We start from the raw sequence: 19,804 nt of genomic DNA, 5'->3' as shown, positions 1-19,804 counted from the left end.
ATCTTCACGAAGTCCATCACCCGACAATGATACATCCGCGGGGTGGAGCAGCCCGGTAGCTCGTCAGGCTCATAACCTGAAGGCCGCAGGTTCAAATCCTGCCCCCGCAACCAAATCAACAAGAAGCCCGCCGCGCTCACGCACGGCGGGCTTCTTGCTGTTTCCAGTCTTTGCCGTTTGCGACCTTTCCTCCGCAAAAAAAAGCCGCTTTGGCCGGAGCATGCGGTCGGTTGTCGCGCTGTGTGGACCCCGCGCTCCTCAAAACGACTGTGCCGCACGGTAAAGCTGAAGCTTTACGGTCAGCGCATAAATCAACGCCCGCGCGAAATTAACCTCTCATAAACGCCTTCGCGACGAACCTATTTTAGACAAAAGCAAGGCAGAGGGAAGGTCGCCGGGCCGGGAAGGGGCTGGTGGGCCGATCTCTTGTCGCGCGATCACCAGCCGTGTGCCGGCCTCCCCAGGAGACATAAATGTTCAATATTTTGACCGTCATTATTTCGGTCGCCCTCACGGCGGTGATGGGAGCCGCCGGCGTGTTCTACGTGGGTAGCGCCTTCACCACCGCCGGTCCGAAGGCCGCCGCCGTCGGCATCATCCAGGCGCTGTCGCAGGTCGATGCGGCCTGGACGCTGTATGGCAGTAACGGTAACACCACGACCCTGGGTGCCGCAGGTTCGACGTTCCCGACCATGTCCGGCGCGGCGACGCAGACCGACTTGATCAACACCGGCTATCTCGCCGCCGTGCCGACCGCTCCGACGATTTCCGCCACCTGGAACGGCGTCGCCGGTGCCTACACGCTCGACCTGACCAACACCGCGACGGCGACCGGCATCACCCAGTTCAGCAGCTTTGCCAACGGCGGCATCTTCCTGGTGCTGGGCACCACGGCCCTGTCGCAGTGCACGGAAATCGCCCGTGCCGGCGGCCAGATCTCTGCCACCGGCACGCTGGCCGTTCCCGGCACCGGTCTGACGCTGACCGTCGCCACCCCGGCCGCCTTCAACACCGCCTTCACCGGCTACAAGTTCGGCTGCGTCCAGATCACCACGGCGACCGCGCTGACCTTCAACAACGTGACCGGCATCGCCGGTGACAACAACAAGTACGTCGCCTACTACAAGTTCTAAGCGTCGTCCGAAACGCCCTGTTGCTGACCGAAACGCCCCGACCCCTGCGGCCGGGGCGTTTTCTTGTGATTTTCCGGGTCTTTTTCCGGAAAGCGCGGCAACGGCATTGGTTCGCGACCGGGCTGCAAGATAGAGTGGGCCCGATTTGGAGGCCATGCCATGACATCGCTGATCCTGATGACGATCATGGCCATCTCGCTGGTGGCGACGACCGGCTACACCGCCTACACCATGGTCGACGCCTCGAACCGGATCAGCCAGGCGCAGCGAAGTGCCGCCGACATGCATCGGCTGGCGGCGCTGGTCGAGGCGAACCTGCGCGTTCTCGACAATGACGGAGTCGCCAGCCCGCCGGCGCCCGAGGATCCGCCGCCCCGTGCGGCAAGTGCTGCATCCGCAAAGGCGCAGGCGTCGACCGGCAAGGCCGCGGCCAAGGAACCGGTGCAACCGGCCGGCACCCTGCCGCGCTGGCTGATGCCGGGCACCCGGACACCCTGGGGAGCGGTCTACGGCTATTGTGTGTTCGCTCCGGCATCGGACCGGGCGGCGGCGCAGCTCCGCACGGCGTCCTGGCCGGCGGGGGCGGCCAGCGGTGGGCGCAGCTACGTGGCGGCCGCACCCGCGGCTCCGGCGGAACTGGCCCGTGCCGGGGTGATCGCCGCAATCGTGGCGCCGCCCATCGGCTCGACCGCTCTGCCGGACTGCACGGCCCTGACCTTCCGCGACGGCCGGATCGAGATTGCCGAGGGCAGCGCCGTCGCCGTCACCCGCGGGGCCTCGGCCGATCTCGCAGCACTGGCCGCCTCGGCGACCGTCACGCGCCATGTGGCACCGACCGCGCAGGGCGATGCGACCGGGACCAGCCCGGCCGACGCCATGACCCTGTCGGCCGCGCTCGGCCATTGGCAGGCGACCCGGCCCTCGACCATGGTGCTGCGCCTTGCTCCCGGCCGGCACGAGCTTCCGGCGGCGCAGGTGCAGGCATTGGCCGCCGATCAGGACGGTGGCCGGGCGGTGCGGCTGGTGCTGAAGGCGGAGGCACCCGGAGTCGTGGTGTCGACCAACCCGCCGGACATGGCGCTGCGGCTGCCGACCGATACCCGGATCGAGAATATCGGCTTCGAGATGCCGGTCGAGGCGCTTCCCGGCACCCGGCTGACCTTCGCCGGCAACAACGCCATCTCCACCAACCGGGCCGCCGGGCTGCGGGTGGCGCATGCGCGGCTCGACGTCGCGGGCGGGAAACTGACAGTGACGGCGCCCGGCGGCGACGGTGTGCTGGTCGATGGCGGTACCGCCCTGTTCCGCGACGCCGCCGTCGAGGTCACGGTGGGGGCCGGCCGCAGTGCGCTGGTGTCCTCGCTGGGGGCCGGCGTCACCTTCACGGCCGAGTCGCGGCGTCCGTCTTTGCAAGTCCATGGCAGGGGACTGCCGATGGCGGCGCTGCGCAGCGGCGGCGGCCAAGCCATCCTCGACCGGACCGACGTTGCCGTCGACAACGGCACGCCCTTCGGCATCGTCATCGAGAACGGGCAGCTGGAGATGAAGTCCTCCGTCATCGGCGGGCCGGCGGCGCGCCCGGGCAGTGCCGGTGTCCTCGACCTCGGCGGGTCACACGCGGTGGCGGATCCCAACAGCCACATCTGGTCGGCGCCCGGCGGCAGGTGCGCCCAGGGGGCGCTGTTTTCCCAGCAGGCTGCCGCGGGGGAGGGGGGGCGCGCCGTTTCCGGGGCCGCCGCATCGGGCGCGATCCCGCCGTCGGTCGCCAACCGGGCGAGCTGGACATGCCGGTCCTGAAGCCGTCCGCGGCGTTCCGCGAGGAACTTGCCGGCTATTTGCTGCGCAAGGGGCTGGTGACGCGCGGCATCCTCGACGCCGCGATGGCGGAGCAGCGGGTGACCGGCGAGTCGCTGGGCGCCATCCTGGTGCGCAACGGCTTCCTTGCCCGCGCCGATCTGGACGAGGCGAAGATCAGCCATGAGACCGCCCTGGAAACGCCGGAGGCGATGGGCGGCACGCCGATCCCGCTGCCGTTGCTGGAGCGGCACGCGATCATCGTCACCGGGCTCAGCGACGACGCGGTGCATGTGGCGACGCTGCACGACGAATCGGTGGCTGGCCGGGTGGCCGCCCGTTACTACCCTGGGCGGACGGTGCGCTTCAGCAGCTTCGTCCCCGACCAGTTCGACGAGTTCCTCGACCGCGTCCGCCGCGCCCAGTCCGGGCTGGAGGACAGCGACCCGGTGGAGCAGCTGGTGTCGCGCGCGGTGGAGGCCGGGGCGTCGGACATCCACATCCTGCCGCGCCGCAAGACCTGCAGCATCTTCCTGCGGGTGGACGGCATCCGCCGCCTGATGGACGAGACGGCGGCGGCCACTGCCGCCACCATCGTCGCCCGGATCAAGGACCGCTCCGGCATGGATCTGGCGGAACGGCGGTTGCCGCAGGAAGGACGCTTCGAGGTCGAGCATCGCGGGCGGCCGGTCGATCTGCGCGTGACCACCGTGCCGTCGGTGGATGGCGAGATCATCGTCATGCGCATCCTGGATGTGGAGCGGGTGCAGCCGAACCTGGACAGGCTGGGCATCAGCCATGTCGGCGACTGGCGCCGCGCGGTGGACCGGCGCCATGGGCTGTGCCTGGTCTGCGGGCCGACCGGGTCCGGCAAATCGACCACCCTGACCGCGACCGTGCGCGAGATGGACCGGCTGGGCCGCGCCATCTACAGCATCGAGGATCCGGTGGAATACCGCATGGCCTATACGGGGCAGGTCAACGTCAACCCGGCGGTGAAGCTGGACTTTGCCCGGGTCGTCCGCACCTTCATGCGCGCCGATCCCGACGTGATCGTGCTGGGCGAGGTGCGCGACGAGGAGACGGCGCAGATCGCGGTGCGCGCCGCCGACACCGGCCATATGGTGCTGACCACCCTGCACACGGGATCGGTGAACGGGGCCATCGACCGGCTGCGCCATCTCGGCGTGCCGGCCCACGACATCAAGTCGCTGCTGCGCGGCGTTCTGGTCCAGTCGCTGGTTCGCACAATCTGCCGGGCCTGCCATGGCGCCGGCTGCGCGGCTTGCGGCAATGCCGGCTATGCCGGGCGGACGGCGGTCAGCGAATGCGCGGTGTTCGACGAGCCCGCCGCCGTGGTCGCCGCGGCGAAGGGCGCGCGGAACTGGCGGTCGCTGTATGAGGATGCGGTCGCCAAATTCCATGCCGGCGTCACCACCGCGGCCGAACTGCGCCGCGTCTTCGGCAGCGAGGCCAAGGGTGTGGAGCAGCGCATGCCGGCGCCGCGGCCGAAAAAGTAAGGTCGAAGACATGAAACGTCGGCAGCGATGAACATCATCCAGGCGATCTTCGCCCTTGCCCTGATGGGCATGGTGGTGGCGGGCGGCATCCAGTACGTCAACCCGTCGGCCATGGCGAAAAGCCGGGTCGCGTCGCAGGCCGATTCCGGCTTTTCCGTGCTGGAGGGCGCCTATCGCAGCAGGCAGGCCAGCGGTGCCGCGGTGCCGACCGCCGACGGGTGGCAGGCGGCGCTGTTCCCCGCCTTCGGCACGATGCCGGCGGCGGTGTTGGGGCTGTCCTGGTCCTATGGCGTGCAGGCGGAGGGGACTTGGTTCTGCCTGTCCGGACCGCTGTCCGGCGGCTCTGCTGGCGATCCGGTGACGGGGGCGCTGACCTCCCTCGCCACCCGGCGGCCGGAAGGACTGTACGAGGTGACGCGCACCTGCGGCGGGGCGGGGGGAGAGCCGGCGGGAACGGTGGCCGCCACCCTGTGGATGCAGCGGACGGCGCGATAGGGGGCTGGCCGTGGTCATGACGTTGTTTCAGCCCCGGCCATTGACCGCGGGGCGTTGGCGGGCATAGAGATGCTGCGGCGCCCTGTCCGCACGTGGTAACTTGGACGGACTGTCGCCACCTCTTTCGGTCGAGTCGGGAAGGCAGGGGCGTTCTTGGGCAGCGGCGGTCTCGCGACCAATGTCATGTACGGCTTCCTGGAAGGCGTGGAGCGCCGCGACGCCCTCGCCTATGCGCGCTCGTTCGCGCGGCGCACGGTGGGAAGCTCCGAACGCTGCTGGTACGCGGTCGAGCCGCTGTGGACCGGCTTCCTCTATGAAATCCACGAGGGCGGCCCCGGCCGGTCCTTCCTGCCCGATCTGGTGACGGAACTCGACGCCAATCCCGGCGGCATCGCGCTGGTTCCGTCGGGCCGCCGGGTGTTCGAGCTGACGGTGCGCAACGGGCGTCCGGTCGGCGGGCTGCTGCCCGAGGCCAAGAGCCGGCAGGTCCAGCTTCAGATGGCGGCGATCCGGCCGACGGTGCCGGTCGACGGCAAGGCCTATGGCGTGGTGATCCCGCCCTGGGTGACCGCCGATCAGGTCAGGCTGCGCACCATCCGGGCGACACGGCGGATGCGGCGGGTGGCGGCTCCGGTCTCGGTGCCGCTGGCGCTGTCGTCGGTCGGCTTCGCCGCCGGGCTGGGGCTGCTGACCACCGGCGGCGGGCTGTATTACTGGTCGCCGCACCGCGTGCCGCAGCCGCAGGCCCTGACGCTGGAACAGATGCCCCACCGGCAGTGGGAGGCGGCGCTGGCCGCCATCGGTCCGGACAATTACGTCAGCAAGCTGGAATACCGCGACGGCAAGTGGACCATTGAGGTTGCCGGCCCGATTGCGGGCCCGGGCGCGGGTGCCCGCTGATGCCGCTGACGTTCGCCGATTTACCCATTCTCAAGCATAGTGCCGGGAGTATTGCCGCCGGACCTGATGGTCGCAACCGGCGGGCGGGAATGATGGCGGACCGGGTTTCCGGAATGATGAGACAGATGGTGGGAGCGGTCTTGCTGGCGGCGTCGCTGTCGGCCGGCCCGCTGCTCCCCGCTGCCGCGCTGGCGGAGGAGAGCCCGTTCCTGCCGCCATCGGCGCGCCAGGACAATTTGGAGCGGCGCCTGCAACAGCGCATCGACACCGCGGTGTCCGGGCTGGAGGAGCGGGTCGCCAAGGCGATGGTCGATGCCCTCGACGGACGGGCGCGCGACGGCGCCCTGCCGCGGGCGGTCGAGGATGCGCTGGCCCGCCGGATGGCGGCGCCGGGCGGACGCCGCCAGGGGGCGGCTCTGGCCGGAAGCCCGCCGGGGGCGCCGCCGTTGCCGCCGTTGCCCAACATGCCGGGGTCCGCCATGTCGGCGGCTGATCTGGTGCCGTCGGGCGCCACCTTCGTCGGCTGTCTCGATGGCCGCGCCTTTTTCCAGGACCGCGCCGGCACGCCGTTCCTGATCGACCCGCGCGCCTTCCCGGCGACGGGCGGGGGACCCGCCACATGCGCAAGATGACCGTTGTCCGCAAGAGCGGCTTTCTGCTGCCCGCCATGGCGGGGCTGCTGGCCTCCTGTTCGCTGCCGGAGGTGGCCGAACTGCCGAAGCGCGAGACGGTGGTCGCCGCCGCCGAACAGCGCCTGACCGAGGACAATTCCCCGGCGGTGACCGAGGTGCCGGTGGGCCGCGGCATGCTGGTCGCCCAATCCCTGCGCCAGCCGCTGCCGGCCAGCCTCGCGGCGCGCCAGATCTCGGTCAGCTTCCCGTCGGGCGAGAACACGCTGGACCGGCTGACCAGCATGATGACCTATTCCGGCGTGCCGGTCGCCACCCGCTTCGAGGGCACCGACGGGGCTGCGATGCTGCGCCAGACCCTGCCGATCCGCGCCTTCACCGGCAGCTTCACCGATCTGGCAGGCGTGCTGGAGACCGGCATGGGCGTGGTGGCGTGGTGGCAGAACGGCACGCTGTTCCTCAGCAACCGCGACCGCTTCGCCTTCACCGTGCCGCAGAACCAGGCCGTCATCGATTCGGTGATGACCGATCTGAAGACGCTGGGCGCCACCGACATCACCCAGTCCCTGCGCGGCGGGCAGGTGGTCTTCTCGGCTTCGCCCACCGTCTACAGCGAGGTGATCCAGCCCTACATCGACCGGCTGCACCGCAACATGGCGATGGTGCGCATCCAGTTGGCGGTGGTCAGCCTGGGCCTGACCGACCAGTCGGCCAGCGGCTTCGACTGGAACGCGCTGGCTTTGCAGTTCAACCGGCTGCAATCGGGTGCCACCACGACCACCACCAACGGGACGACGACGGTCAATGGCGGGCTCGGCGGCACCGTCTCGGCGGCCCAGGCGCCGATCTCCGTCAACATCTCCAACCCCGGCACGCTGCTGGGGGTCAGCGGCGTGTTCAATGTCGCCGGCGCCATCTCCTTCCTGTCGAAGTTCGGCAACACCGACACCCGCCAGAATGTCGAGGTGCACACCCTGTCGGGGGCGGAGGTGACGCTGCGCAGCGGCCAGACCATCCCCTATGTCACCGGGGTCGGCGTCACCGCCGTCGGCGGGCTCGGCACCACGACCGCCGCGACCGGCAATGCCGCGCTGAACTCGCCGGGGGTGGTGGGGTCGGCGCAGACCGGCACGGTCCAGACCGGGCTGACCATCAAGCTGACGCCGCATTTCGACGCCGACAACCAGATCGTCACCATCGACCTGAACCTGCTGCTGAACAACCTGATCGAGTTCCGCGACCTGAACGCCGGCAATCAGGTGGGCATCCTGACCCAGCCGGTGACGCAGGAGCAGGCGCTGAACGACATCGTCCGGGTGGTGGCCGGCAACACGGTGGTGCTGGGCGGCCTGCAGACCGACAGCCGCGGCTTCAGCGGCAACCAGCCGACGATGACCCGCGGGGCGATCGACAAGGGGGTGATCGGCAAGCAGGCGCAGGACATCAGCAAGGACGCGCTTTTCCTGATCCTGCGGCCCACCGTGACGGTCTTCCGTCCGGCGGCGCGCTGACGGGACGGCGGCGATGGCGTGGTTCGAGGTCAGGCTGCTCGCCGGCGGCCGCGCCCGCTCCATCGAGGTCGAGGCTGCCGACGAACGCCGCGCCCGCGACGCCATCAGCGGCCGGGGCCGCGTGCTGTCGGTGCGGCGACGGCTCAAGGTCGGCGGCTGGGGCCGGCCGCTCGACCGCAACGAACGGCACATCCTGTTCATCCGGTTGGCGGCGATGCTCGACTCGCGCGTCGGGCTGGCCGAGGCGCTGCGCCGCATCGCCGCCGCCTTCCGCGGGCGCATCCGCCGCACGGCCGAGCGCATGGCCGACGCGGTGGAACTGGGCGACGACCTTGCCGACGCCATGCTGCGCCAGCCGCGCAGCTTTCCGCCGGTGCTGGTGGCGCTGGTGCGGGCCGGCGGCTTCGGCGAGGGCACGCCGGCTGCGCTCCGCACCGCCGCCGAGTTCGAACGGCAACTCGCCGGGGCACGCCAGGGCTTCCGCTCCGGGCTGGCGCTGGCGGTGCTCTATGTCGTGACGGCGGGCGTGGTGATGGTCGGCACCTCCTTCGTCCTGACCCCGCTCCTGCTCGAGACCGAGGTGTTCCGGCGGGCGGGGGAGGAGGTGAATGTCGACTGGGTCTATCTGCTGTCGAACCTGACCACCGGGCTGGTCGCGATTGTGCTGGCCGCGCTGGCCGTGCTGGGCGGGCTGGCGACGGCCGGCCGGCGGGCGGCGCCCGAGCGGGTCGACCGGCTGGTGATGCGGATTCCGCTCTACCGCGACATCGCGCTGGGCATCCAGCACCATGTGATCTTCCGCGAGCTGTCGCTGCTGGTGGCCGGCGGCGTGCCGATCGACCGGGCGCTGCGGCTGACCGCCGATGGCGCCCCCGCCGGTGCGCTGGCTGCCGACCTCATTGATGCGACGCGGGCGGTCGCCGCCGGGCTGCCCTGGACCGACGCCATGCGGGCGCTGCCCGGCACCGACCGCGCCTCCATCGCCGCGGCGGAGAACCGGGTGGAGCTGGCGCAGAGCCTGTCGGCGCTGGCCGAGCAGTACCGCGATCTCTACCTGCACGCCGTCGCGGTGGCGGAACCGGTGCTGCGCGGCCTGTCCGTGGTGGTGGTCGGGGTGGCCGGCATCGTCATGTTCGGCCTGACCATCGTGCCGATCCTGCAACTCGCCGAGCACATCGCGCGGCAACCCTTTTAAGCCGAGGAAACTCCACCGCCATGCCCGGCCCTCTCTTCGCCCCCGGATCGGTCCGCACAACCTGCATCGCTCTGTCGGTCTGCGGTGTCCTGTTCGCCGGGGTTGGGGCCGCCCTGCATGTCCGCAGCTATCTGCTGGGCGAGGCGGTGGCCGAGGGCGGCAGCCGGTCGGACGGCGTCTGCCTCGGTGCCGCCCGCCGGATGGGCGGGGAACTGACGGTGACGCCGGAGGGGTTGCGCGTTGTGCTGCCGGACGCAGTCGACCAGCGGACCTCGCTGACCGACGCGTCGGGCCTGCTGGCCTTCTGCCCGGACATGACGTTGTCCTATTTCTGCATGGGGCTGTCCTGCGGCCCCGGCGGCCCGAATGGAAAGGTCAGCATGCAGGTGGAGTTGACCCGCAAGGCGCTTTAGCGGGGCTCATTTGGGCTGGTTGGACAGCGACTTCGCGGCTTCGATGACGCGCCGCAGGTAGCGGGCGTGGAACTCCGGCGTCCGGCTGTGATAGTTGCCGACGGCGGTCCAGAAATTCTCCCAGCCGACGGCGTCGATCTCCCGCCGCAGGATCCAGGCGGTGACCCGGATGTTGTAGCAGGGGTCGAAGGTCAGCGCCTGCTGCACCACCTCCGGCGGGACGCGGCCGGCGGCGATCACCGGGAACCAGATGCTGTTGATCTGCCCCGGCCCGCAATCCTTGGTGCCGTTGCTGTTGGCGGAGCAGGCGCCGGGCGTCCCCTGTTCCACCGCCAGGATCAGCCGCAGTGCATCGGCCGGCACCTGCCATTCGACCGCCGCCATGTCCAGGCATTGCGGCGGGACGGCGGCGATGCCCTTCGGCGCGCGGTCGGCCAGGGCCGGGGTTGCGGCAACCAGCAGCGCGGATGCCAGCAGTGTGGCCGGCAGTCCGGCAAAATCGAAACGCACCCACCGCTTCACCCGATGCCTCCCCCGGCGACCCGACGCAGAAAGGAAGTGGCGGCGCCCGCTAACAACCGGTTAATTCAAACGCGTTGCATGGTTTCAAGTGAAACGATATGGTTTGCCCAACCGATCAATGACGGCCGTGCTTCCCTGGAGGGTTGGGCGGTATCGGCCGCGCCTGTGGAGAAAACGGATGTCCAAGAACTTCGCTTCGCACGCCGACCTGGACGAAAAGACCGTCAGTTTCGACAAGCTGTCGGACAATGCCTATGCCTACACGGCGGAGGGCGATCCCAACACCGGCATCGTCATCGGCGACGATGCGGTGATGGTGATCGACACCCAGGCGACGCCGGTGATGGCACAGGACGTCATCCGCCGCATCCGCGAGGTCACCGACAAGCCGATCCGCCATGTGGTGCTGTCGCATTACCATGCGGTGCGCGTGCTGGGCGCGTCGGGCTATGCGCCGGAGCAGATCATCGCCAGCGAGGACACCCGCGACCTGATCGTCGAGCGCGGCGAGGCCGACATGGCGAGCGAGATCGGCCGCTTCCCGCGCCTGTTCCGCGCCGTCGAGTCCGTCCCCGGCCTGACTTGGCCGACCATCACCTTCCGCCGCCACATGACGATGTGGCTGGGCTCGCTGGAGGTGCAGTTGCTGCAACTCGGCCGTGGCCACAGCAAGGGCGACACGGTGGTTTGGCTGCCGCAGCAGAAGATCCTGTTCTCCGGCGACCTCGTCGAATATGGCGCGACGCCCTATTGCGGCGACGCCTATTTCACCGACTGGCCGGCGACGCTCGACGCCCTTGCCGCGCTGAAGCCGGAAAAGCTGGTGCCCGGCCGCGGTGCCGCCCTGACCACGGCGGAACAGGTGCAGGAGGGGCTGCGCGGCACCCGCGCCTTCACCGCCGAACTGTTCGAACTGGTCAAGCAGGGCGTCGCGGCGGGGAAGGACCTGCGCGCCATCTACAAGGACACCTATGCCGCGCTGAAGCCGAAGTTCAGCCACTGGGTGATCTTCGACCATTGCATGCCGTTCAACGTCACCCGCGCCTATGACGAGGCGACCGGCCACGTCGATCCGCGCATCTGGACCGCCGAGCGCGACATGGAGATGTGGCGCCAACTGGAGGGCTGACGCCACCGTTCCCCATCGTCACGCGGTGACGATCAGGCGGACATGACGCTTGCGGCCGGCCGACAGTACGGCCGGTGCGGTCAGCGTCGCCGCCTCGTCGGTCACCGGCTGGCCGTCCAGCCGGGCGCCGCCCTCGCGGATCAGGCGGCGCGCCGCCCCCTTGGAGGCTGACAGGCCGGCGGCCACCAGCGCATCGACCAGCGGCACGCCGCCGGTCCCCTCCGCAAGCCTCAGGGCGATCTCCGGCAGTCCGTCGCCGCCGGGGGCGAAGGGGCTGCCGGCGGCCGACGCCGCCCGTTCCGCCTCCGCGGTGCCATGGCAGAGGCGGGTCGCCTCCGTCGCCAGGACGATCTTCGCCTCGTTGATCTCCGCACCCCCCAGCCGCTCCAGCCGAGCGATCTCGTCGAGCGGCAGTTCGGTGAACAGGCGCAGGAAGCGGCCGACATCGGCGTCCTCGGTGTTGCGCCAGAACTGCCAGAAGTCGAAGGGGCTGCGCGCGTCGGCGTTCAGCCACACCGCACCGCCGGCGGTCTTGCCCATCTTGGTGCCCGAGGCGGTGGTCAGCAGCGGCGTGGTCAGGCCGAACAACTCGCGCCGCTCGACCCGCCGGGCCAGCTCGATGCCGTTGACGATGTTGCCCCACTGGTCCGACCCGCCCATCTGCAACAGGCAGCCGTGGCGGCGCGACAGCTCCAGGAAATCATAGGCCTGGAGGATCATGTAGTTGAATTCCAGGAAGGTCAGCGGCTGCTCGCGCTCCATCCGCTGGCGCACCGACTCGAAGCTCAGCATGCGGTTGATGGTGAAATGGCGGCCGACGTCGCGCAGGAAGGGCACGTAGTCCAGCCCGTCCAGCCAGTCGGCATTGTCGACCATGACGGCGTCGGCCGGGCCGTCCCCGAAGGTCAGGTACTGGCCGAAGACGCTGCGCAGGCCGGCGGCGTTCGCGGCGATCTGCGCCTCGTCCAGCATCGGGCGGCTGGTGTCGCGGAAGCTGGGATCGCCGATCCGGGTGGTGCCGCCGCCGATCAGCACGATGGGGCGGTTGCCGGTGCGCTGAAGCCAGCGCAGCGCCATGATCGACAGCAGGTGCCCGACATGCAGGCTGGCCGCCGTGGCGTCGTAGCCGACATAGGCGGTCAGCGCCCCGCCCGGTGCCGCGGCGGCGAGGCCGGACAGGTCGTCGGCCGGATCGCTGCATTGATGGAGGAAGCCGCGCTCGCGCAGGATGTGCAGGAAGTCGGCTGCGGGCGATTGATTGGCGTTGGATCGGGTCGGCATGGAAGACGTCTCTACGGTTGGCCGGGCCGTCCGGAGACTGTCTCTGTATGGGTGAGAGAACCATGGCCGCCGGACTTGCGACGGCATGGTTTCGGGTATGACCGATCAACGCCGCGCTATGGGAGCGGCGGATAATACATCGGGGCAGTGAGGGCGATGCGGTCGGTCATGGTGCACTCCCTACACCGGTGTAAGGGAAAGATCCAGCCTTGGAAGGTCACTTCCGCCCAAGCATCTGGCGGCGGGCGATTGCCCGGTGCAGCTGCATGCGCTGCGACACCGTGCGCAGGCGGGTGCTGCGGGCGCCGGGGGCGAACAGCCCGTCCAGATTCTGGCCGAACATCTCCCAGCTGCGCAGCGGGCCGGTGTCGATGTGCAGGAAGTGGGAGCGCGGATACCAGCCCACCCCGCCGCGCTTCAGGTCGAGCGCGCTGCGGTGCGCGTCGGGCAGGCGCGACGGCAGGGTTACGTCCAGCGCGCGGCCCAGCAGGTGCTGGCTGTGCTCCGCCACGCCCAGGCTGCGGGCGGCGAGCATGGCGTTGGTTTCCGGCGTGCGGAAGGCCGACAGGATGGTCGCCTTGGACTGGCCAACCGCCTCCAGGATATCGGCCAGGAAGTCGAGCGTGCCGACGTCGACCGGCCCCTCCTTGTTGGCGCGGTGGTCGCGCAGGAATTTGCCGAGGTCGGCCATCGCGTCGGGCAGCGGGCCGTCGGCGTCGCGGTAGGGGCCGTCGAAGGTCTCTCCGGTGTGCTGATTCGTCAGGGTGAGGCGGCGCGGGGCGGCGGGGGCGGCCATCGCGCGGTCGGACATCAGCACCAGGGCTCCGCAGCCGATCAGCAGGCTGCGGCGCTTCAGGGAGAGGGGCGAGGAGGACATGCGGTCGGTCGATCTTTCGGCGGGGCATCGTCAGGTCAACAAAATGGCGACCGATTCGCAAATGCAAAGTGGCGGCGCATGGCGCGGCTGCATGGCAAGCAGGGGATGAGGAGCGGGCTACAGCAGGCGCTGCGCCTTGAAGCTGGTGTGCCGGCCGCCCTTGCCGATCACCAGATGGTCGTGCACGACAAGCCCCACGGCGTTGGCGGCGCGGACGATCTCCTTGGTCATCTCGATGTCGGCGCGGCTGGGGGTGGGGTCGCCGGAGGGGTGGTTGTGCACCAGGATCACGGCGGCGGCGGACAGCTCCAGCGCGCGCTTCACCACCTCGCGCGGGTAGACCGGGGTGTGGTCGATGGTGCCGCGCTGCTGCACCTCGTCGGCGATCAGCTTGTTCTTGCGGTCGAGGAACAGCAGGCGGAACTGCTCGGTCGGTTCATGCGCCATGGCTGCGGCGCAATAGTCGATCAGCGCCTGCCACGAGGCCAGCACCGGCCGGTCGATCACCCGCTGCTGCAAGGCGCGCAGGGCCGCCGCCCCGACGATGCGCACGGTGGCGATGGCGTTGTCGGTGCCGAGCGACACGCCGTCGGCCTTCAGGCCGCGCAGCCGTTCGGGCGGGGCGTTGACCACCCCCCACAGGTCGCCGAAGGTCCGGATCAGCAGCTTGGCCAGGGGCTTCACATCGCGCCGCAGACTGACAGCGAACAGCACCATCTCCAGCAGCTCGTAATCCTCCAGCGCGTCCGGTCCGCGGTCGAGGAAGCGGCGGCGCAGCCGTTCGCGGTGGTCGATATAATGGGGATTCTCGGCGGTGGCCTCATCGTCGGCGTCGCCAGCTGGATCTGAGAGGGGATCGGTGTCGGGATTGGAGGCGGGACCGGCGCTCGATGCCGGCAGGTCGGGGAAGGGCAGGAGGCCGGCGCTTTGGCCGGCATCGTCCATTTCCGCTCCGCCTGCTGAGCTTCCGGTTTTCCGGCCGCGCCCTGTCGTCTTGCGTTCTGCCATCGCCCATCGCCATGCATATGTATGGCAACGACTATAGCGTCTGGATGCGCGAGCGCCCAGGGGCGGCGCTCGCATGGGTGGAGAAAGAGGGTTGCGGGATCAGTCGGCGAGGCCAGGCTGGCTGCGTCCATGGCGGCCCGGCAGCATGCGGGCCAGCACGCCGTCGCGGCGGATAAAATGGTGCCACAGCGCCGCCGCCGCATGCAGGGCGGCAAGGGCGAGGATCAGGTTGGCGCCAAGCTCATGGATATCCTTCACCGAGCGGCCCAACGTGCGGTCGGCCTCGAAGGGAGAGGGGATGGTGAACAGGCCGAAGAAGGTCAGCGTGTCGCCGCGCAGCCAGGTCAGCACCACACCCACCAGCGGGATCGCCAGCATCAGGGCGTAGAGGCCGAAATGGACGAGTTGCGAGGCGCCGCGTTCGGCCGGCGTCATTTCCGGCGGCAGGGCCGGGGTGCCGCGGGTCAGGCGCAGCACGATCCGCGCCAGCACCAGCCCGAGCAGGCCGAGGCCGAAGGAGATGTGCAGCCACCAGATCGTCGCCCGCATCGGGTGCCCGCGCTCGTAGAAATCCTCGCCGAAGGTCAGCAGATAGAGGCCGACGATCAGCAGGGCGATCAGCCAGTGCAGGGTCTTCTGGGTGGTGCTGTAGGTGGTGGGCATCTGAAAGGCGCCTCCGGTCAGGCGGTGATGTTGAGCGTGCGGCCGCGGTTGGGGTCCGCCGGCAGGCTGGGGGTGGCGCTGCGCTGCTCGGCGGCCTGGGCGGCGGGGCTCTCGCGGGTGTCGTTGTCGCGGTCGCCATCGCTGTCGATCCCGGCCGTGGCCGTGGCCGTTGCGGACGGGCGGCTCTGGAGCGGTGACGGCATCGTCGGCAGGGCGGTCGGGGAGATGGCGGACAGCATTGGCGGTCATCCTGGCAGGGGCGAAGAGTCCCCACCGGTCTAGACTGCCCAGCTTACAGGGGGCTTACGGCGGGCTTACAGGGGGGCTTGCGGCACGCCGGTGGCAGCCGGAATCGGCCGCACTGCGTCGCTTCGCCGCGGCATGGGCGGGAAGCGCAGGGTGAAGGTGGCGCCGCCGCCGGGGGTGTCCTCGACCGCGATGCTGCCGCCATGCGCCTTCATGGTGCGGGCGACGATGGACAGGCCCAGCCCGGCCCCGCCGGTTCCGTTGCCATCCGGTCCGGCGCCATGGCGGCTGTCGCGCCCGCCCTGCCAGAAGCGCTCGAACACGCGGGCGCGCTGGTCCGGCGGGATGCCGGGGCCGCGGTCGATCACCCGCAGCAGCGGCCCGCCGTCGGCGGACTGCGCCAGCTCCAGGCTGACCGTGCTGCCGGCCGGGGCATGGCAGACGGCGTTCTCCACCAGATTGCGCAGGGCGCGGAACAGCGGGTCATGGGCGCCGCGCACCGGCAGCGGCCGGTCGTCGCCGATCACCTCGATCATGCGGCCCTTGCCGAGCGCCAGCGGAGCCAGATGGGCGGCGGCCTCCACCGCAAGCCGGGACAGGTCGACCGACTCGTCGGGGGCGATGCGCAGGGCGTCAAGCCGGGCCAGATCGAGCAGCTGGTCGACCAGCCGCGCCATGCCGGCGACATCCGCGCGAATCGGGGCGCCCGCGGCGCCGATCAGCGCCAGATGGGCGTCCAGCACCGCCAGCGGTGTGCGCAGCTCGTGCGCGGCGTCGGCGATGAAGCCGCGCTGCGCCTCGTAACCGGCTTCCAGCCGGTCGAGCGCCTGATTGACGGCGCGGACCAGCGGCAGCACCTCGCGCGGCATGCCCTGTTCCGGCAGCCGTTCCGACACGCTGTCGGGTCCGATCTCCGCGGCACGGGCCGAGGCGCGGCGCAGGGGGCGAAGGCCGCGGTGGATGATGACCAGATTGACCAGGATCAGCACCAGGGCGAAGGGCAGCCAGATCCAGCCGAAATGCTCGACAAACTCCTCCAGCAGCCATTCGATGTGCAGCTCCTCCTCGCCGGAGGCCACCTGGATCCAATAGGGCAGGCCGCCGACCTCGATGCGGTGGCTGAGGCCGTAGAGCGGCGGCTCGCCGTTCTGCGCCGGCACGCGGAAGACGCTGCGCGGCCGTTCGGTTGCCGTCGGGTCGAGCGGACCATCGACTCCGCTGGAGCCGAGCAGCAGCCGGTCCTCCCCATCGACCAGGGCGAAGGAGGCGGCATTCACCCGCAGCATCGCCTGGACCGGCTCCGACAGGGCGGTGTTCAGCGTGCCGTCGGGGCCGCGCACCGCCTTCTCGATCACGCGGACGACGCCGGACAGGGTGCGCTGGCGCATCCGGTCGTGGGTGCCCTTGAACTCGACATAAAGCAGCAGCGCCGTGGTTGCGACTGCCAGCAGCGTAACCAGCACCAGCCAGCGCGCGATGGACGCCAGCAGCGACGGTGGGCGGTGTTCACCCTGGGCGCCGCTCATTCCCCGCTCTCCGCACCGGCCTCCGCCCCCTTCTCCGCAGGCACTTCGGTCAGGATGTAGCCGATGCCGCGCAGGGTCTGGACGCCGGCGGTGGCGCCCGCGGCAAGCAGCCGCTTGCGCAGGCGGTGGATCAGCACCTCGACCGCGTTCGACCCGACCTCCTCGCCGAAGCCGTAGAGGCCGTTCTCCAGCGCCGCCTTCGACACCACCCGGCCGGCGCGGCGCAGCAGCAACTCCAGCGCGTCCAGCTCGCGCCGGCTGAGGTCCAGCGGCTTGCCGGCGACGCTGGCCAGCCGGGCCGCCGAATCGAAGGCGAGGTTCCCCTGTTGCAGCACCATGCCCAGTGCCGCCCCCGGCCGGCGCAGCAGGGCGCGGATGCGGGCGACCAGTTCCTCCAGTGCGAAGGGCTTCACCAGATAGTCGTCGGCCCCCAGGTTCAGCCCTCTGACCCGGTCATCGACCCCGTCGCGGGCGGTCAGGATCAGCACCGGGGTGGCGTCGGCGCGGGCGCGCAGGGCCGACAGCAGCGTCAGCCCGTCGGCATCAGGCAGTCCGAGGTCGAGCAGCACCGCATCGAAGCCGGCGACGGCCAGGGCGGCCGAGGCATCCTCCGCGCTGTGGACGAGGTCGACGGCGAAGCCGGCCTTGCCCAGCCCTTCGGCGGTCAGGGCGGCCAGCCGGCGGTTGTCTTCGATCAGCAGCAGCCGCAAAGGAGGGGTTCCAGAACCGGTGGGCGGGTGGCCGCGACTCTCCGCCTTTTGCTGCACGACCGCAAGCCGGGCAGCGTTCGGGAAAATCTCCCTCTCCCCCCGGGGAGAGGGGCGGGGTGAGGGGGATGCACATGGGTGGATTTTCGAGAATCCTCGCCGCGCGTCCCCCTCACCCTAACCCTCTCCTCGGGGGGGGGAGAGGGGATTCAGTCCTGCATCGCCAGGAACGCTGATCTTCACACGATGGCGGTGTCCGGGATGGTGCCGGTCAGCACGGCGCGGACGTTGTCGGCGATCATGTGGCCGGTGCGGATGCGCGCCTCGTCGGTGGTGGCGCCGATGTGCGGGGTCAGGATCAGGTTCGGCACGCCCTGGAACGGGTTGTCGGCCGGCAGCGGCTCCGTCGCATAGACGTCCAGCAGGGCGCCGCCGAGATGGCCGCTGTTCAGCGCCGCCGCCAGCGCCGCCTCGTCGACGATGCCGCCGCGGGCGACGTTGACCAGGATGGTGCCGGGCTTCAGCCGGGCGATCACCTCGGCGCTGACCAGATTGTGGGTGTCCGGCGTGTAGGGCAGGTGGAGCGACAGCGCGTCGGCACTGTCCCAGATACGGTCGAACGACACCTTCTCCACGCCCATGCGGGCCCAGACCGGATCGTCGGCCGGCACATGCGGGTCGGCGGCGATCACGGTCATGTCCAGCCCCTGGGCGCGGCGGGCGACATGGCGGCCGATGCGGCCGAAACCGACGATGCCCAGAATCTTGCCCGACACCTCGCGCCCGATCAGCCGGCCGCGCGGCCATTTGCCGGCGGCCACGTCGGGCGTCGCGAAATAGGTGGTGCCGCGCACCAGCATCATCAGGCCGGCAATCGCCAGTTCCGCGACCGACACCTCGTTGGCGCCGGTGGCCGGCAGGACGGCGATGCCGCGCTCCCGGCAGGCCGGCACGTCGATGTTGTCCAGCCCGACGCCCAGCCGGCCCACCGCCTTCAGGTTGGGGAAGGCGTCGAAGAAGGCGCCGCGGATCTCCGTCTCGTTGCGGATGCAGATGGCGCGGGCGTCGCGGCCCATCGCATACAGCTCGTCCAGGCGCTTGTAGAGAGTCTCGTCGTAATGGACGTCGAAGTCGCGGCGCAGGTCGTCCACGGCGCTGGGCTGCATGAATTCGGAAATGATGATGTCGGGCATGGCGGGGGGACTTCGCTGGAGGGGGCGGTCGGCGGGTGGATCAGAGCGCGATGTTGGCGGCGTCGAGATAGGGCTTCAGATTCAGAAGCTCGATGGTCGTCTCGCCGGCCTCCAGCTTGTGGCGGTAGGCCTCTTCCGCGGCCTCGCGGGCGGCGGCCTTCGCAAGTGTGTCGGCGGCCAGACCCTGCGGCACCACCACCACGCCGTCGTCGTCGGCGACCACGATGTCGCCCGGCGAGACCATCACGCCGCCGACCACGACGGTCGTGTTGACGTCGCCCTTGGCGTCGGTCTTGTTGGTGCCCTTCATGTTGGTGCCGCGGCAGAAGACCGGGAAGCCCATGTCGCGGATGGCGGCGGCGTCGCGCACGCAGCCGTCGATCACCAGCCCGCCCAGCCCGCGCGCGATGGCCGACGCGGTCAGGATGTCGCCCCAGGGGCCGGCATCGGTCATGCCCTTGAAATCCACCACCAGCACGTCGCCCGGCTTGGCCAGCGCCACCGCGATATGGATCATCAGGTTGTCGGTCGGCCCGCAGGACACGGTCAGCGCCGGACCGCAAAGCCGCATGCCGGGGAACAGCGGCTTGATCGGGTAGCCCATGGCGCCCTTCTTGCCCATCGCCTCGTGCAGGGTGGCAGGGGACTGGGCACGCAGCGCCTCCAGCGTGGCGGCGTCGGGGCGGGCGAAATCCTTGTGAACGGTCATGCCGGGAACAGCCTTTCGCGAATGAACGGAATCCGGTGCGACGTGCCCCGGATAATCCTTATGACGGGTGTAGAACGACAGATAGACAAGTATTAGAATATTTGCCTGTAACTGAAAACAACGAAACGGAGGTTGATTGCTGGAAAATCGCCTTTACGATGGATCATGCCGCAAGAAGGCGCCGTAATGGCGTCTGGCGACCGATAAAAAGCAATTGGAAGATGCCGCATCGGCAGGCGCGGCGGTTTCTGGGGCGGTTCCGGGCACAACGCTGGATCGTGGTCCCGGCCGTGGCGCGGATGCGAACCGAAGGAGGCGATGTATGGATATGAAGGCGCATTCCGCCGTTCAGG

Annotated in this window: 20 protein-coding genes and 1 tRNA gene; 11 read left to right on the top strand and 10 right to left on the bottom strand. The window is 69.8% G+C overall.

Annotation, left to right across the window (positions count from 1 at the left end; genetic code table 11):
- Nucleotides 1-36 precede the first annotated feature (36 nt).
- The 10 genes from VH569_RS07685 to VH569_RS07640 all read left to right on the top strand — a co-directional run bounded on the left by VH569_RS07685 (nucleotide 37) and on the right by VH569_RS07640 (nucleotide 9,590).
- Nucleotides 37-113 (top strand) — tRNA-Met (locus VH569_RS07685).
- Nucleotides 114-473: 360 nt separating this feature from the next.
- Entirely contained in the window at nucleotides 474-1,133 is a 660-nt protein-coding gene (locus VH569_RS07680; RefSeq protein WP_423314799.1) for a hypothetical protein, read from the top strand.
- Between the two features lie 159 nt (nucleotides 1,134-1,292).
- On the top strand, nucleotides 1,293-2,930 hold the full coding sequence (locus tag VH569_RS07675) for a hypothetical protein (protein WP_423314798.1): 1,638 nt from the start codon (nucleotides 1,293-1,295) through the stop codon (nucleotides 2,928-2,930).
- Nucleotides 2,918-4,447 carry a GspE/PulE family protein gene (locus tag VH569_RS07670; protein WP_423314797.1) on the top strand — a complete coding sequence of 510 codons (1,530 nt, stop codon included), beginning with the start codon at nucleotides 2,918-2,920 and terminating at the stop codon, nucleotides 4,445-4,447. Before VH569_RS07675 ends, VH569_RS07670 begins: the two co-directional genes overlap by 13 nt.
- A 27-nt stretch (nucleotides 4,448-4,474) precedes the next feature.
- Nucleotides 4,475-4,942 carry a hypothetical protein gene (locus VH569_RS07665; protein ID WP_423314796.1) on the top strand — a complete coding sequence of 156 codons (468 nt, stop codon included), beginning with the start codon at nucleotides 4,475-4,477 and terminating at the stop codon, nucleotides 4,940-4,942.
- 183 nt (nucleotides 4,943-5,125) lie between these two features.
- Entirely contained in the window at nucleotides 5,126-5,842 is a 717-nt protein-coding gene (locus VH569_RS07660; protein ID WP_423314795.1) for a hypothetical protein, read from the top strand.
- 125 nt (nucleotides 5,843-5,967) lie between these two features.
- Nucleotides 5,968-6,474, top strand: a complete 507-nt coding sequence (locus tag VH569_RS07655; RefSeq protein WP_423314794.1) for a hypothetical protein — start codon at nucleotides 5,968-5,970, stop codon at nucleotides 6,472-6,474.
- Nucleotides 6,462-7,982: a type II secretion system protein GspD gene (locus tag VH569_RS07650; RefSeq protein WP_423314793.1), complete on the top strand. Its 1,521-nt coding sequence runs from the start codon at nucleotides 6,462-6,464 to the stop codon at nucleotides 7,980-7,982. Before VH569_RS07655 ends, VH569_RS07650 begins: the two co-directional genes overlap by 13 nt.
- Before the next feature lie 13 nt (nucleotides 7,983-7,995).
- On the top strand, nucleotides 7,996-9,177 hold the full coding sequence (locus tag VH569_RS07645; protein WP_423314792.1) for a type II secretion system F family protein: 1,182 nt from the start codon (nucleotides 7,996-7,998) through the stop codon (nucleotides 9,175-9,177).
- Between the two features lie 20 nt (nucleotides 9,178-9,197).
- The gene (locus tag VH569_RS07640; RefSeq protein WP_423314791.1) at nucleotides 9,198-9,590 is read left to right on the top strand and encodes a hypothetical protein; all 393 of its coding nucleotides are present in this window, start codon (nucleotides 9,198-9,200) and stop codon (nucleotides 9,588-9,590) included.
- A gap of 6 nt (nucleotides 9,591-9,596) precedes the next feature.
- On the opposite strand, the gene VH569_RS07635 is transcribed toward VH569_RS07640, so the two are convergent.
- Nucleotides 9,597-10,100: a lytic transglycosylase domain-containing protein gene (locus VH569_RS07635; RefSeq protein ID WP_423314790.1), complete on the bottom strand. Its 504-nt coding sequence runs from the start codon at nucleotides 10,098-10,100 to the stop codon at nucleotides 9,597-9,599.
- Nucleotides 10,101-10,290: 190 nt separating this feature from the next.
- On the opposite strand from VH569_RS07635, the gene VH569_RS07630 reads away from it, so the two are divergent.
- Entirely contained in the window at nucleotides 10,291-11,241 is a 951-nt protein-coding gene (locus VH569_RS07630; protein WP_423314789.1) for an MBL fold metallo-hydrolase, read from the top strand.
- Between the two features lie 18 nt (nucleotides 11,242-11,259).
- Here the strand turns inward: VH569_RS07630 and tyrS are convergent, their stop codons facing one another.
- From tyrS to VH569_RS07585, 9 genes are all read right to left on the bottom strand, one after another.
- Complete coding sequence (tyrS, locus tag VH569_RS07625) at nucleotides 11,260-12,522, bottom strand: tyrosine--tRNA ligase (protein WP_423314788.1); 1,263 nt, start codon at nucleotides 12,520-12,522, stop codon at nucleotides 11,260-11,262.
- Nucleotides 12,523-12,739: 217 nt separating this feature from the next.
- Nucleotides 12,740-13,399 (bottom strand): YcbK family protein, encoded by a 660-nt coding sequence (locus VH569_RS07620; RefSeq protein ID WP_098740568.1) that lies wholly within the window; start codon nucleotides 13,397-13,399, stop codon nucleotides 12,740-12,742.
- Between the two features lie 117 nt (nucleotides 13,400-13,516).
- The gene (gene radC / locus VH569_RS07615) at nucleotides 13,517-14,344 is read right to left on the bottom strand and encodes a RadC family protein (RefSeq protein ID WP_423314787.1); all 828 of its coding nucleotides are present in this window, start codon (nucleotides 14,342-14,344) and stop codon (nucleotides 13,517-13,519) included.
- 162 nt (nucleotides 14,345-14,506) lie between these two features.
- Nucleotides 14,507-15,070: a cytochrome b gene (locus VH569_RS07610; protein ID WP_423314786.1), complete on the bottom strand. Its 564-nt coding sequence runs from the start codon at nucleotides 15,068-15,070 to the stop codon at nucleotides 14,507-14,509.
- Nucleotides 15,071-15,087: 17 nt separating this feature from the next.
- A complete protein-coding gene (locus tag VH569_RS07605; protein WP_423314784.1) occupies nucleotides 15,088-15,309 on the bottom strand; it encodes a hypothetical protein in 222 nt (73 codons plus the stop codon).
- A 75-nt stretch (nucleotides 15,310-15,384) separates the two neighbouring features.
- Entirely contained in the window at nucleotides 15,385-16,842 is a 1,458-nt protein-coding gene (locus VH569_RS07600) for a sensor histidine kinase (RefSeq protein WP_423314783.1), read from the bottom strand.
- The gene (locus VH569_RS07595) at nucleotides 16,839-17,552 is read right to left on the bottom strand and encodes a response regulator transcription factor (RefSeq protein ID WP_423314782.1); all 714 of its coding nucleotides are present in this window, start codon (nucleotides 17,550-17,552) and stop codon (nucleotides 16,839-16,841) included. Before VH569_RS07595 ends, VH569_RS07600 begins: the two co-directional genes overlap by 4 nt.
- Nucleotides 17,553-17,788: 236 nt before the next feature.
- Nucleotides 17,789-18,742 (bottom strand): hydroxyacid dehydrogenase, encoded by a 954-nt coding sequence (locus tag VH569_RS07590; RefSeq protein ID WP_377810031.1) that lies wholly within the window; start codon nucleotides 18,740-18,742, stop codon nucleotides 17,789-17,791.
- 40 nt (nucleotides 18,743-18,782) lie between these two features.
- Nucleotides 18,783-19,451: a 4-carboxy-4-hydroxy-2-oxoadipate aldolase/oxaloacetate decarboxylase gene (locus VH569_RS07585; RefSeq protein WP_423314781.1), complete on the bottom strand. Its 669-nt coding sequence runs from the start codon at nucleotides 19,449-19,451 to the stop codon at nucleotides 18,783-18,785.
- Nucleotides 19,452-19,804: the final 353 nt, after the last annotated feature.

Source organism: Azospirillum sp. 11R-A (genome assembly GCF_049472615.1).
GTDB lineage: Bacteria > Pseudomonadota > Alphaproteobacteria > Azospirillales > Azospirillaceae > Azospirillum > Azospirillum palustre.
This window is presented reverse-complemented; position numbering and strand designations above follow the sequence as displayed.